Source organism: Dyella soli (genome assembly GCF_054482295.1).
On record NZ_JBTFFU010000004.1, the window covers coordinates 280,093 to 293,450 of the forward strand.

General features: G+C 62.5%; 16 protein-coding genes. 6 read left to right on the plus strand and 10 right to left on the minus strand.

What is annotated here, in order from left to right; all coding sequences use genetic code 11:
• The first annotated feature begins 4 nt into the window (after positions 1-4).
• Positions 5-1,237 (plus strand): ATP-binding protein, encoded by a 1,233-nt coding sequence (locus ACXU4B_RS17625; protein ID WP_205746622.1) that lies wholly within the window; start codon positions 5-7, stop codon positions 1,235-1,237.
• 256 nt (positions 1,238-1,493) lie between these two features.
• Here ACXU4B_RS17625 and ACXU4B_RS17630 read toward each other — a convergent pair whose 3' ends face one another.
• From ACXU4B_RS17630 to ACXU4B_RS17640, 3 genes are all read right to left on the minus strand, one after another.
• A complete protein-coding gene (locus ACXU4B_RS17630; protein WP_131413049.1) occupies positions 1,494-1,829 on the minus strand; it encodes an antibiotic biosynthesis monooxygenase family protein in 336 nt (111 codons plus the stop codon).
• A gap of 100 nt (positions 1,830-1,929) precedes the next feature.
• The gene (locus ACXU4B_RS17635) at positions 1,930-2,424 is read right to left on the minus strand and encodes a YcxB family protein (RefSeq protein ID WP_131413047.1); all 495 of its coding nucleotides are present in this window, start codon (positions 2,422-2,424) and stop codon (positions 1,930-1,932) included.
• Positions 2,425-2,555: 131 nt separating this feature from the next.
• Entirely contained in the window at positions 2,556-3,224 is a 669-nt protein-coding gene (locus tag ACXU4B_RS17640; RefSeq protein WP_131413045.1) for a dihydrofolate reductase family protein, read from the minus strand.
• Between the two features lie 288 nt (positions 3,225-3,512).
• On the opposite strand from ACXU4B_RS17640, the gene ACXU4B_RS17645 reads away from it, so the two are divergent.
• Entirely contained in the window at positions 3,513-3,668 is a 156-nt protein-coding gene (locus tag ACXU4B_RS17645) for a hypothetical protein (protein WP_165583256.1), read from the plus strand.
• A gap of 114 nt (positions 3,669-3,782) precedes the next feature.
• On the opposite strand, the gene ACXU4B_RS17650 is transcribed toward ACXU4B_RS17645, so the two are convergent.
• Entirely contained in the window at positions 3,783-4,040 is a 258-nt protein-coding gene (locus tag ACXU4B_RS17650) for a hypothetical protein (protein ID WP_131413043.1), read from the minus strand.
• 185 nt (positions 4,041-4,225) lie between these two features.
• On the opposite strand from ACXU4B_RS17650, the gene ACXU4B_RS17655 reads away from it, so the two are divergent.
• Positions 4,226-4,972: a 2OG-Fe dioxygenase family protein gene (locus ACXU4B_RS17655; protein ID WP_131413041.1), complete on the plus strand. Its 747-nt coding sequence runs from the start codon at positions 4,226-4,228 to the stop codon at positions 4,970-4,972.
• Between the two features lie 138 nt (positions 4,973-5,110).
• On the opposite strand, the gene ACXU4B_RS17660 is transcribed toward ACXU4B_RS17655, so the two are convergent.
• The 4 genes from ACXU4B_RS17660 to ACXU4B_RS17675 form a co-directional block, all read right to left on the minus strand.
• Complete coding sequence (locus ACXU4B_RS17660; RefSeq protein WP_458910913.1) at positions 5,111-5,542, minus strand: hypothetical protein; 432 nt, start codon at positions 5,540-5,542, stop codon at positions 5,111-5,113.
• Positions 5,539-5,871, minus strand: a complete 333-nt coding sequence (locus ACXU4B_RS17665; protein ID WP_131413037.1) for an autorepressor SdpR family transcription factor — start codon at positions 5,869-5,871, stop codon at positions 5,539-5,541. Before ACXU4B_RS17665 ends, ACXU4B_RS17660 begins: the two co-directional genes overlap by 4 nt.
• 119 nt (positions 5,872-5,990) lie before the next feature.
• Positions 5,991-6,491, minus strand: a complete 501-nt coding sequence (locus tag ACXU4B_RS17670; protein ID WP_131413035.1) for a hypothetical protein — start codon at positions 6,489-6,491, stop codon at positions 5,991-5,993.
• A 103-nt stretch (positions 6,492-6,594) separates the two neighbouring features.
• Positions 6,595-6,996 carry a VOC family protein gene (locus ACXU4B_RS17675; RefSeq protein ID WP_131413033.1) on the minus strand — a complete coding sequence of 134 codons (402 nt, stop codon included), beginning with the start codon at positions 6,994-6,996 and terminating at the stop codon, positions 6,595-6,597.
• Between the two features lie 219 nt (positions 6,997-7,215).
• Between ACXU4B_RS17675 and ACXU4B_RS17680 the strand changes: the two genes are divergently transcribed.
• Positions 7,216-8,688 (plus strand): porin, encoded by a 1,473-nt coding sequence (locus ACXU4B_RS17680; RefSeq protein ID WP_458910914.1) that lies wholly within the window; start codon positions 7,216-7,218, stop codon positions 8,686-8,688.
• Positions 8,689-8,995: 307 nt separating this feature from the next.
• Here ACXU4B_RS17680 and ACXU4B_RS17685 read toward each other — a convergent pair whose 3' ends face one another.
• Positions 8,996-9,895, minus strand: a complete 900-nt coding sequence (locus tag ACXU4B_RS17685; protein WP_205746620.1) for an AraC family transcriptional regulator — start codon at positions 9,893-9,895, stop codon at positions 8,996-8,998.
• Positions 9,896-10,050: 155 nt separating this feature from the next.
• On the opposite strand from ACXU4B_RS17685, the gene ACXU4B_RS17690 reads away from it, so the two are divergent.
• Together ACXU4B_RS17690 and ACXU4B_RS17695 are read left to right on the plus strand one after the other, a co-directional pair.
• Positions 10,051-10,911 (plus strand): oxidoreductase, encoded by an 861-nt coding sequence (locus ACXU4B_RS17690; RefSeq protein WP_131413027.1) that lies wholly within the window; start codon positions 10,051-10,053, stop codon positions 10,909-10,911.
• A gap of 273 nt (positions 10,912-11,184) precedes the next feature.
• Positions 11,185-11,952, plus strand: a complete 768-nt coding sequence (locus tag ACXU4B_RS17695; protein WP_165583255.1) for a sensor histidine kinase — start codon at positions 11,185-11,187, stop codon at positions 11,950-11,952.
• Positions 11,953-12,301: 349 nt separating this feature from the next.
• Here the strand turns inward: ACXU4B_RS17695 and ACXU4B_RS17700 are convergent, their stop codons facing one another.
• Positions 12,302-12,952 (minus strand): hypothetical protein, encoded by a 651-nt coding sequence (locus tag ACXU4B_RS17700; protein WP_131413023.1) that lies wholly within the window; start codon positions 12,950-12,952, stop codon positions 12,302-12,304.
• Between the last annotated feature and the right edge of the window lie 406 nt (positions 12,953-13,358).

Consider the following 13,358-nt stretch of genomic DNA (forward strand, 5'->3'; position numbering starts at 1 on the left):
CGGCATGACGCGTCTCTACCTGCGCATCTACCTCACCGTCGTCGCCAGCCTGCTGGTGTTCGCTGCTGCGTTCGCCTGGGTCTGGCACAGCAGGGGTGGTCCGTACGACACAACCATGCATTCGCAGGTGCAGGTCATCGCCAATGCACTGCCACCCGCACGAGCGCCCATGGCAGACCAGCAGCAGACGCTCGACAGGTTGGCACAGGGGCTGCCCGTGCGCCTGGCCTTGCTGGATGCGTCCCGGCGGCTGATTGCCCAATCGCGCCCGCGACCGGGCATCGACGACCAGCCTGCCGTGCCACGCGCGGGAGAAGCGCTGTGGATGCTGCATCTGCCCGACGGTCGCTGGCTGCAGGCAAGCCTGCCGCGTGGTGGGCATCAACCGCTGCACGTACTGCTGCTGAGTCTGTTCACGCTGGCCGCCATCATCGGTGTGCTGGTGTTGCCGGTAGTGCGACGGATCACCGCCCGCCTTGAGCGACTGCAACAAGCGGTGGAATCGCTGGGCGCCGGTGACCTGCGTGCCAGGGTCGCGGTGGAAGGCCAGGACGAAGTGGCGCGCCTGGCGCAAAGCTTCAACCAGGCAGCCAATCGGATCGAAGCGCTCGTCGGTCATCACAAGTCACTATTGGCCAATGCCTCGCACGAACTGCGCACGCCACTGACACGCATCCGTCTGACACTGGAACTGATCGCGCCCAGCGTCAACGAGGAGCGCCGTGACGGTCTGCAGCAGGACATCGGCGAGCTGGATGCCTTGATCGACGAGATCCTGCTGGCCAGCCGCCTGGAAGCATTGCCTCATCTGGAGGCGACCGAAGCGGTGGATCTGCTGGCGCTGGCTGCGGAGGAAAGCGCGCGCCACGGCGGCGTCGACCTGGAGGGGGCGCCCGCGACCGTCAAGGGCGACCCACGGCTGTTGCTTCGGCTGCTGCGCAACTTGCTGGACAACGCCAGCCGCCATGGCATACCGCCCGTACAGGTCCGGCTGCAGGTAGCAGATGGGCGTGCCGAACTCGTCGTGCGCGATCACGGCCCGGGGGTGCCGGAAGGCGAATGTGCCAGCGTCTTCGAGCCGTTCTACCGAGGCAGCGCAGCACGCGACCGCGCCGGCACCGGACTGGGCCTCTCGCTGGCGCGGCAGATCGCACGCCACCACGGCGGCGAGCTTGCTTGCCGATACGAGCCGGACGGGGCTTTCGCGTTCGTATTGTCGCTACCCGTCGCGAGCTGATCCGAGATGAGGCTGCGACGCCAATACGGGCCACGCACACCTTTGCTCCATCGAGCTGCCGCCGCTGAGGTGGCACCCGATCGGGCCCGCCTTGGGTGGGATTCGGGCAAATATCCGCATGGCGACGACCGACATTTCCCAAGCTGTTCTACGCAGACGGCCATGACCACCGACGTAACCTGGCCGTGCAGGGCTTCGGCGGCGGCATGCGATGGGCTGACCATGACCCGCCGCAAGGCAGATCAGTACTGAACGGTCAGGCGTCGCCGCACGGAAGCGGGGCAAGGAAATCCGCTACTGGCTCGAGGATGATCTCCGGCAGGCTTTCGGCAATGCAGTCACGCATGCGCTGCCATGCCTCAGGATCGACCGATGCGCGGGCCAGACCCTCGGCTTTGGCGACGGCGGACGGCCATTGGGTATAGCTGTACCAGAGATTGTCGGGCCCGCGATGCAGGCGCGAGCCCAGCGAGCCTCGCTCGCTGCGCAGCAACCGGGTGATGCGTGACCAGGCCTGGACAAACGTCTCTTCGGATCCGGGATGCAGTCGCCAACGGTAGATGGCGCAAAAGGCGTTCGGTGCGTCGCTCATGTTTTCCTTTTCGACCGGTTGCGGCACTCACCATGGCGAACGGCCTGTTGGGTTTCCTGCCCCATCGCCACCTCTTGTCTTTCGTATCTCAGCACGGGCACTACGCCGCGACCTTGCCGTCCAGTTGCACGCCCGAGCGTCGAGCAAAATCCAGCAGGGCTGCTTCGTCGTGCCTGCTGATTTCCTCGCGCGCGAAAAACCAGGCGGCACGCGGCGTGATGTAGACGAAGCAGGTCTTGCGGGTGAGCCGGATGCGCCTGATCCCTGACCAGGGCATGCGAGTCACCATCTCGCCGCAACGGCAGGTGGCGCTGTCCGGATCAAACGAAAAGACCGGCGGTCCCAGCGTGCGATACCAGCGCGCGATTCGCCAGGCCTGCAGGCCCAGGACGAACGGAATCATCAACGCGACCCAGGCCACGCCCGCCGCAGCGGTGATCCAGGGTGACCCGGCGTCATGGAAGACATAGGCCATGATCGCCGCCAGCACCAACGCAGACACGTACCCCGACGCTGTGCCGAACCATAGCTGCGCGGCGACAACGAAACTGCTCGTAAAAGTACGTTTCGCGGTAACCGTTACAACGTCGTCCATTCAACCCCCAAAGATCCTGTGCATCGAGACGTCCGCCAGCGTTCGACGGCGGCCATGGGCACCTGGAGTGAGCCAGGGCGCAAGGTGACGCCAGTTTGCACGATTGGCCCGCAACTGCACACGCCGTCGGATCACCACGCCCCGTCCGCCATCAGCTTGCGTCGAGCCAGTTCCTTCTCGTTCGGCTCTTCCTTCGGGAACGCCTCGGGATGGACATCGCCGGCGAGCACATAGGTCGTCATCACGACGCCGGTGGTCGAGACCAGGGACTGAACGAGCCGTAGCGCCGAGGGCCTGGCGGTCTCGCTGAAGAGACACTTGCCACGACCAAGCACCAGCGGAAACGTCCATACGTTGTACTCGTCGATGAGCGAGGCCGCCTGCAGCGTTTGGATCAGATCGCGGCTGCCGATCATCTGCAGGTCGGGACCTGGCGTGGCTTTGAGAGCCCTGATGGCCGCGACGACATCGCCCTGGAGCAGGGTTGAATTGTTCCAGTGCAGCGCCGTCAGCGTGCGCGAGGCAACGTGCTTTTTCGCTGCGTTGAGCGTCCTGGCAATCGGGTGGTCTTCCGGCTGGTAAGGCCAGTAGGCTTCGAAGATCTGATACGTCCGGCGGCCGAGCACGAGTTCGCGATCCTTGCCATCGAAGCCAGCCGCCGAAATATCCATGCTGTCGTCCCAGTAGTCGAACACCCAGCCGCCAAGACTGAAACCGTGGGTGGGGTCTTCTTCGGGGCCGCCGGGCGCCTGCATGACGCCGTCAAGCGAAGCAAACGTGGATGCGATGAGTCTTCTCATGGAAGCACTCCCTCTGTGTTGCCAATCCTGGTCGCGCGCACTGCCCGCTGGAAACTCTAGCCGGCCTGTCTTTGGCTAACAATCGACATGACCAACGATCCCACCCTCTTTTAGCGGATGTCCGTGGCCTGTCCGGACAGGAGTGGCATCGTCCGCGGACAGTCGATCTCGCCAGGCCAGGGTGAAGGAAATGGCTCAGCGGTGCGGCCTGCGAGGGCGCGTGGCGATTGGCACGAGCTTTGCGACATACCTGTCGAAAGCTTCCCAACCTGCTCGCGGAGAACGACCATGAAATTCGAGACCATCATGCTTCACGGCTTTTTCGCCTCCTCCCTGCTGGTTTGCCTGCTGACGCTGGGCGCCATGATCACCACGTCAATCAACGCCTCCAGGGCTGTCGCCAGCGACGCTCCGGTGGTGACCGCAGCGAAAGCCCATGTCTGACATCGCAGGCAACAGCCGCGATTGAGCACCCGGCTCGGCGCACACGATGGGTTGAAGGTGGGGTCCCCGTCCGCTGATGCGTCGAGCCTGCGTACGACGCCGCGTGCTGCGCAGTCAGCCGCGAAAGAACCACCACGCGCCGAGCGCCACGACGGCGGGAGCGCCAAACACGATGAGGAAGATGGGCATCTCCTCGCCGACGCCATAGCCCGCGCGGCTGACGCCAAGCCAGAGATTCACCGCGGACAAGGCAAGCCAGACCGGTACGAAAAGTAGTGCGCCTCGCGTCACGCCAAGGCCAGTCCAGTTGCCGACCAGCAACATGAAGCCGAGCAGGAGAAGACCACTGCCGATGACGATGACCGTGTGCATGTCGTACTCGCCGTGAGTGTGCGTGGATCCGCCGACGTCTGCGGTGGAATGGCATAGCCAGAGGTCTCAAGGCTACCTCGGCTCCACGCCTGCAGCCTCCAGACGGCCTGTCCGCCTGAAACCTGAGCGCAGGCTTCAAGGCGCAACGTGCCGCATCGACGCCCCCGACCGCCTAAGATGGAACCATGCACAACCCTGCCGACTCGTTCGTTTCGACGCTGCTGGCCCGGCTGAAGTCGCCCGGATTCGCCTTTGTCGAGGGCGCCAGCATGAGGCCGCTCCTCACTGCCCTGGGCGAGATGACGGACTGGGCGGACTTTGTCGAGAGCTGGAACCAGCTGGAACCCGATCCATACCTGGCCACCAAGGGTCGGTTTCGCCGCCGTCGCCACGCGACATTCTCCGCCGCGGCCGATGGCCCCGTAGTGCCCGAGGCGCATCAGGCGCACTTCCAGAGCCTGCAGTACAACCCGCTGCAAGGCGACCTCCAGCGCTGGTTCGAGCCAGTAGCCGCATCGGTCGCCAACGGCGCCACCATGGGCACCATCCTGCGCTTCTGCCACCGGTTTTTCGGAACCCTGGCGCCGAAGGCGCTGCGCTGGCATATCGAGGTGCATCAGTTCCGCATCGAAGCGACGGCAGAGACCGCCGGCGAACCCACGCCCGAAGGTAGCCATCGCGATGGTGTCGACTACGTCCTCGTGCTGCTGGTAAATCGCCAGAACATCGCCAGCGGCACCACCACCATCCATGCGCCGGATGGGCGACCACTTGGCGATTTCACGCTGACCCATGCACTGGACGCCGCGCTCATCGACGACCACAGCGTGTATCACGGCGTGACCCCGGTGCGGCCGCTGGATGCGGACGCGCCGGCATGTCGTGATGTGCTTGTGGTGACCTTCAAGGCTTCGGCGAGCGCGCCGGAGTAATCGCCGGCGGCGATACTGCATGGCTACCTGAAGCAAGAAATCTTCGCGGCGCCCAGGAAGCCGGTCAGCAGCCAGGTCCGGGGCCGCCGTGGGTTGAAAGCGGACGCCTGGCTTTACACCCGGCGCTGACCCAGAGGTTCAATCGCTGCGCGGCGCGCGCCAGGTGGCGCACTTCCACACTGCATAGCCGATCATCACGGTGACGCCAGCGCCGACAGCAGCCACCGAGCCCATCCTGGCGACTTCCTGCGGTGCGAATGCCCACAGCGCGGTCCAGGCAAGGAAGGCCAGTGTCATGCACCAACCGCCGACGCGTCCCAGCGACTGCGCCAGCGTTGCGTGGCTAACGGATCTCGGCGATCCGTTCATCCGTTTCGGCATGAGGTTGCAGAAGGCCGCGAGGGCGAGACCGATGATGATGTTGTTTCCACGCATGACCTGCGCGCCGTCGACCCATCCCTGTTTGTGAGCCAGGGCGAGCGAGAGGGCGCCGGCAATCATGGCGGCCGCAAGCTTGAGGCCGAACACGATTTCTTTCTTCGCGCGGAGAAGATGGGAGTTCTCGCTCATTCGTCGGCTCCTTCACGGGTTGCCTTGGGCCTGGCCTCGCCAGCGGAAGCCGCTGTCGTGCGCTCGCCGGCACCGATGGCGAATAACTGGGTGAAGCTCAACAGCGCATCCTCCAGCACCGACAATTTCAACTGATAGATGATGCTGGTGCCGACCTTGTTGGCCTCGATCAGATCCGCCTCGCGCAGCACGGCAAAGTGCGCGGACATGGTCGGCCGCGATACCGGGAAATGTTCCGACAACTCTCCGGCGGTCATCGAACGCTGGCGCAGCAACTCGAGCACCTTGCGGCGGGTGGGGTCGGCCAGGGCTTTGAACACGGCGTTCATTGTCGTTATTTAGCTAATCATCGAAATAGCAGTCAAGTAAAATTTCGATGCCAGGCCAAGTTGTTGGAAATGCAGGGATTTTATCGGGAAGGAACGGCCCGTTCGCCGGGTGCCCCGGGTCAGTTGTCCGCGAAATAGGCCCGGGCTTTGGCGCCCAGGGCCATCGCCCACGCGTAGGCCAGGATGCCGGCGGCCATCAATACCTGGGCGGCATAGGCGCCGACCTGCTCCGCTCCGGCGGCGATCTGGAATACCGGATGCGGATCCGGGAAGACCAGCACGTAGCCCATCACCGCACTGAAGGCCAGGGCGAACACCGTCGAAACAAGGCGCCCCCAGGGTGGACGCCTGAAGCACGCAAGCAGCGTTGCCGCCGCGAGGCCCACGATGGCCAGCTGTCGGCCGAAGGCACCTGCCACCAACAGGACGGAGCCTCCGTTCTCCAGCACACGTGCCGTCGCGAGCGTCAGGCGCACGGCGCCGCTGCCACCTGCGACCAGCATGAAGATGGCGAGGATGATGGTGACGATGATCACCGGCGGCTTGCGCCGTCTTGCCACCCAGGTCGGGTCGGCCGTCCGGTTGTTGAGCACCTGGGCAAACTCGTCCGGCGTCTTCACATCGCCCCCCCGTTTGATGAAGTGCTGCGTGTGCACGTCGCACCCGGCCCATCGGTCGATGGCCGCCTGTCAGAGAGAGTGCGTGCCTGAAACACGCGCCTCACTACGGCGCCGGCATGGCGTTCATAGGGAGAAGCCCCCACCCATGGCCGTCCGGGTCAACAAAGCTATGCGTATACATGAAGCCGAAATCCTCCGGCTTGTCGAAGGTCGAGCCACCCGCGGCGATCGCCCTGGCGATGAGACTATCGACTTCATTGCGGCTCTCGCAACCGAGGGAGAGCAACACCTCGACGGCCTTGCTCGCATCGCAGATGGCCCTGGGCGTGAAGTCTCGAAACCTGGCGTGCGTAAGCAACATGACGGAAATCGTGTCGCTGACGACGATGCACGCGCCCGAGTCGTCGGTGAACTGCCGATTGCGTGAGAAGCCGAGCGCCTCGAAGAAGGCCATGGACTTGGAGAGGTTGGCGACCGGGAGGCTGATGAGCACTGGTTTGCCCACGGAATTCTCCTTGGTGCTGTGCGTGGCGAGGCTGTGCCCTGCGGCGCAGCTACCGAGCGGACTGGCCTGCCCTTGTCGCGAACGATCTGGCGGAGGGGCATCGACGACCGCTGTTGGGGGGCGCCAGGGGTCAGAAGCGGACATGGACATGCTGACCCCCATATTGCAAGTGCGAATGGTTGTCATTTAAATTCGCGCCTCAGCTACTGGGGGCGCTCCATGTCTTACTTTCTTCCGAAACGCCGTAAACCGGGCGTGCTGGGCCTTGCCGTGCTCGGCGCGCTCGCCTTTGCACCCCTCTCGGTCCATGCGTCCGAGGCGGAGCTAAAGGCGCTGATCAACCAGCTCCAGCAGCGGCTCGATGCGCAGGACGCCAAGCTCCAGTCGCAGGCGGCGGAAATCAAGCAGCTGCACGAACAGACTGACCAGATGGCCGCCCTTCAAGGCAAGCCGGCGTCGGCTGCAGCGGCTCCCGCCCAGATGGCATCGGCAAACCCGGTCCCTGCCGGGGTGTCCATGAATTCAACCATCCCTGCCAACTCGCCAGCTGCCAGTGCAACAGCGAACGCAGCCGTCGCGACGGCCTCACCGGCACCTGCCATGACCAGGGCGAATTCGGACACGTCCTTTGGCGGCTATGGCGAGCTCAATTACAACAACTACGTGCACGATGGCAGCCGCACGCAGGCCGATTTGCGGCGCTTTGTCCTGCTTCTCAATCACCAGTTTTCCGATCGCTTGAGCTTCAACAGCGAAATGGAATGGGAACATGCCGTCACCAGCGCCAGCGACCAGGGCGAGAGCGAAATCGAGCAGGCGTTCCTCAATTATCAGATCGCCTCGGGGGTGAACCTCAAGGCCGGTTTGTTCCTTATGCCGTTCGGGTTCATCAACCAGTCGCACGAACCGCCCATGTTCTACGGCGTCGAACGCAACGAGGTGGAGACCCGCATCATTCCCTCGACGTGGCGCGAAGGCGGCATCGGACTATGGGGCAGCACCAAGTCAGGCTTCGCGTGGGATGTAGGCGTGACCACCGGGTTTGACGTCGCCAAGTTCGATGACCCGAGCGCACCGCTGCACGCCATCCACCAGGAACTGCAGCTCGCCAAGGCGCATGACCTTTCTGTCTATGGCGCGCTCAACTATCAGGGCATTCCGGGCTGGACCGTCGGCGGCGGTGTGTTTACTGGCAATTCCACGCATGACAATGCCGATTACAAGGCCAACGCCGATGGCCCGGACCTTTCCGGAATCAAGGGCCGGGTGACACTGTGGGACGTGCATACCCGTTGGCAGGGCCATGGCTGGGATCTGCAGGCGCTCTACACCCGGGGCACCATCGGCGAGGCGGCAAAGATCGACGCCTCGATACAGGCCTTCAACAACGCCACGCAGTCAACCCGCCCCTACGTACCTGGTGCGTTCTACGGTTGGCTCATGCAGGCCGCATACACGGTGTGGGAGCATGGCAACATGACGTTGACGCCCTTCGTGCGCTATGAGCGGTACAACACGCAGGCACATATGCCCGAGGGTTTCGCCGCCGATCCTGCGAATGCCGATCACGTCGCGACCATGGGCCTCACCTTCAGCCCTTATCCGCAGGTAGTGTGCAAGGCCGACTACCAGAAGTATCAGGACAACCACAAGAACGACCGCTTCAACCTCGGCCTTGGTTATATGTTCTGACTCGGCCACGCATACCAGCGCGGCATCATTGTGGCCATGAAACGGGGTCGAACGAAGAATCCACCCCGTTTGGCCTTGGGTTGCGATCCATCGCCTTGATCGGGACGCGAGCGTCAACTTGAGCGACGCGACACGCAGCAGCGTATCCCAGGCGGACTTCTCTCCAACCGGGTCTCCGGCATTGCCCCTGTCCGCTTCGGGTCGAATGCAGACGCTCCCGATTACTTCGGCGGCTGATCGTCCTCGCCGAGAAACCATTTTTGGTACCAACCTGGAGGTCTCTGTCGTCGAGCAGAACCCCGACGCATTACGTGGCGGAACGATCCACCTGGGACATCCCTCGCAGGCGCGCCATGTCTTTTCCGGGAGGAACGCCAAACAATCGGCTGTATTCGCGGCTGAACTGCGAGGGGCTTTCGTAACCAACGTCGTATCCCACGCTGGCGATGACACCGGCGTCCGCGAGCAACCGTGAACGGGCTTCCTGCAGACGAATCCGCTTTTGATACTGCAAGGGGCTCATGGAGGTCACTGCCCGGAAATGACGATGGAACGAGGAGTCACTCATTCCCACCACCTGGGCCAACTCGGTTGTTGCAAGCGGCTCCGAATAGTGCACGCGGATCCAGTGAATCGCCCGCCGTATCTGAGAAAGGCGACTACCGGCCAGTCCGATTTGGCGCAGCATCGCTCCCTGCTCGCCGGTCAGCAGCCGCCAGAGAATCTCGCGTTCCAACATAGGAGCGAGCACAGCGACATCCTTCGGCCGCGAAAGCAGGCGCAGGACGCGCGCGACAGCATCCAGCAGGTCGGGAGAGGCCCGACTAACCGCCAGGCCCAACGGTTCTCCGGCGCGTCGGTCGTCCGACGCGATCTCAAGCATCAATGTCGCTATCGTCGCCGGGTTCAGCGTCATGACAAACCCGAGGTACGGCTCAGCGCGCGTGGCTCGAACGACTCCGCCAACGACCGGCAAGTCAACGGAGGCTATGAGGTAATGCCCGCTCCCATACTCGAATGCCATGTCGCCGAGCGCAGTGCGCTTCTTGCCTTGCGCGACGAGTGCGAACGCCGGTTCGCATACGGAATTGATCGGCCACGTTACCGCTTCGGACTTGCGGAGACGCACATTCGCGAGCGAAGTCGCGCCATCGCCGGCCTTCGCGTGGCGCAAGATGAGCGCGCGAATTTCCTCCAGTGCTTGCATGACGGCATTCAACTGCATGCATTCGTATGAAGCAAGCGCTGGCGACGCCATCCACGCGCTGTTGACAGGATTAGGCAAGGCTGCGCCCGGATTGGTCTAGGGTCCCTTGGTTGCCTCGTGGTCTCATCGGTCATCACCATCGAGGAGACTGAAGAATGAAAAAGACATGGTTCATCACGGGTGCTAGTCGCGGCCTGGGCTTCGAGATTGCCAAGGCCGCCTTGCGCGCAGGAGATCAGGTGGTTGCGGCGGGGCGCAACAAGGCCGCCGTCGCGAACAAGCTTGGGCCGGACAGCGGACAGCTGCATTCCGTGGAACTCGACGTGACCGACGCGAACCAGGCGCGCGCCGCCGTGGCCGCGGCCATTGCACGATTCGGCGGCATTGATGTGCTGGTGAACAACGCCGGCTATGGTCATCTCGGGCTCTTTGAAGAGACAACGATAAAGGACGTCGAGGAGCAGTTCGACACCAACCTGTTCGGCGTATTCCACGTAACCTGGGCAGCGCTTCCATATATGCGTAGCGCGCGCAGAGGCCGGATATTCAATATCTCCTCGCTGGCCGGGATACTCGGCGCGGAGCTTGGCTCGCTCTATTGCGCCAGCAAGTTTGCACTTGAAGGCTTCTCGGAGTCGCTGGCGAAGGAGATCGCGCCATTCGATATTTCTGTGACCATTGTCGAGCCCGGTCCGTTCCGTACGGACTTCCTCACCGCGCAATCATTGCGGTCCGGCGCCAACGCCGTGGCGGACTATGACGATCGCCGTGCACAGTTGCGCGCCGGCCTGGAGGAGCGCGACGGTCGTCAGGGTGGTGACCCGGCGAAACTCGCCGATGCGATGGTATTACTAGCCAACGAGGCGCAGCCGCCGCTTCGGCTTGTCGCCGGATCAATCGCGTTCAACGCAGCGGACGCGAAACTGCACAGCATGCGCACCGAGCTTGACCTGTGGCGCGCGCTATCGATTAGCACGGACGGCAACTACGACGACGTTGTGGTCCCTCGCTACTGAAGAGTGATGGCGTGTTTCCGAATGGCGAGGAATTTGCAGCGACCTCATCGCCATTCGGCAAGTTAGTGCGCCTTGATCAACGCTTGGCATCGGCTTGCAGGCTGCATTCTCGAGTGCCAAGTGCCCGGCGTTAGCGGGTTGCTGCCCATGACCATCCCTGGCAGAGGCGCGACATCCACCCATATCGACATGCCGAAATCCTGATCGGCGTTGCCTTGCCATCGCAAGGATCGTCCTTTGATGCTCGGCTCTGGAATCCCGAGGGTACGGCGAATGTGGAACCTGGATGGCTGGCTCACGTTCTTCGTCCCCGCCATGGCCGCAGTGGTTTTCGTGGTGCTTGCTTACGTTCTTCGTCGCGGAGTTTTCAAGCGGCTCCATAGGCTAATCATGGAGGAGCGTCTACTTGAGCGCGAACGCATGGCAAGGGATCTTCATGACACGCTGCTTCAAAAGGTGCATGGCACGCTCTTCAAACTGGAGAGGCTCGCCAACGCCCGTGATCTCTCGGAGGATCACCGACGTCGGGTAAGTGAAATTGAAGAGCATTTCCGGCAGATAGTGATCGAAGGACGGGATGCGATTTGTCGCCTTCGTGGGAGCGCGTCCTCCAAGGTTGATCTCGACACGCAACTGGACGCCATACGCTCCTTCGCGTCAACAGCGGATATCGCAACGACCTACTCCGTGCGGGTCGTCGGGAATCCCCGGCCGCTTCGCCTCGAAGCGTCCGAGGAGGCTGCGGCTATCGTCCGGGAGAGCGCCACCAATGCTTTCAGGCATGCCAAGGCCAAGTTGGTGGTCGTTGCTGTGCATTACTCCGACAGCTTTCTATCGGTAAGCATTGCCGACAACGGTGTTGGTATGCCTGCAGGGATAGTCCAAGGCACGGAAAGAGAGGGCCATTGGGGCATAGCAGGAATGCGTGAACGTGCTGCCCGGCTGGGGGGCCGTCTGTCGATCGTGAGCGCGGTTCCCCACGGGACGACGGTAGAACTAAGGCTGCCGAAGGAAGTTGCTTACCCAACCCGCACTTTCTGATACTCGGATGGCACGGCGACCCTGATGACTCGCAGCCGTTGGCCGCGATGACCGCGCGTGCGACGATCTCGCCCCGATATCACGTTGGGGCGCGCCACAGAGGGCTTCGGCATTTTTCGAACACCCCCTGAAGAGACGCCCCGGCCTTTTTCTTGGTCCGCTTCGGGTCGAGAGCGGGCATTTCAAACGGGCCTCGTCGTCCACACCCTGAACGAGCGTCTCTACGAGTCTCGCCGCCTATCAACGAGCGGGGTCCTGGATGGCCAGGCCGAACGGGTCAGACACTCATCGTGCCCTAGCGTTTGGCTCGGCGCGGTCCAAGAAAACTCCAGACAGCCAAGGAGCCGCCTCAGACTCTCAGTGCCTGTTGCTCCACGTCGCTAATGCAAGTGTTGGCAGCCTTGTGGAGAAACTGCTTTAGCAGTGCCGCATGATCAGCCCGAAGTGCATCGTTACTCGGCGGGTCATTGGGATCGGTCGGATCAACCTTGCACATGTGCTGTGCAACCAACGCACCGGTCTTGCCATCGATCAGGCGCACCCGCGCCGTATACATAACGTGATACTTGCCCCAATTGGTTGGATAGTAGTTGTACATCCAATTGATCGTCTTTACATCGAGGATGACGTCAGCGCCGGGATAGATCTTCACCAAGGAAGACGGATTGTCGTCGACGGCAATTTGGTGTGAGGCCGGAAGTATGGTTGCCGATCGCTTTACCGCCATGTCACTGGCGAGGTGGTCGCTGATCTCGATGGCCGGGTCTTCGATATTCTCGGACTTAACCAATTCATTGCCTGCACTGATCATGGCCATCGCCCCAAACAGGCCAAACGCAGCCTTGCCCGGCGTCATTGCGGAGAAGTCCGGCTTTGCATATTGCGTAACCACAACATGCTTGCCCTGAAAAGTTGAACCCGAATCCAACGACTTGGTAGGCGCGGACACACACCCACTCACAACGACGGCAAGGGCCGCCACACAGCAGAACTTCTTCATGTTTTCCCCTGTTGGAATCCCTTCGGCCAAGCGGCCAATGACATCCTAGCAATGCTCCCGAACACCGGTCCAGGGCGTCCGCTGTGGGTCGGAAGCGGACGCTGGAACTCGACGTTCCTGGTTCCACAACACTGCCGACGTCAACCTGGGCGCTCTCCATTCTCCAGCCAGGCATCAGGCTGAACCCATCGTCCTGCCACGATATTGATCCAGGTTCTTACTCCTTCACCGAAACTTATCGGCGCGCTTCGTATTGCCGACAGATAATGCTAGCGGGATTGGCGCCAGCCCATGCAGTCGGGAGAGTAACGATGACCAGTCACAAAGCGAAAGGCGACTCCGACGCGAAAGCGAAAGACCAGGCAACCAAAGGCCCAAGCCCGGCAAGTGCTGGGCAGCAGCAGGG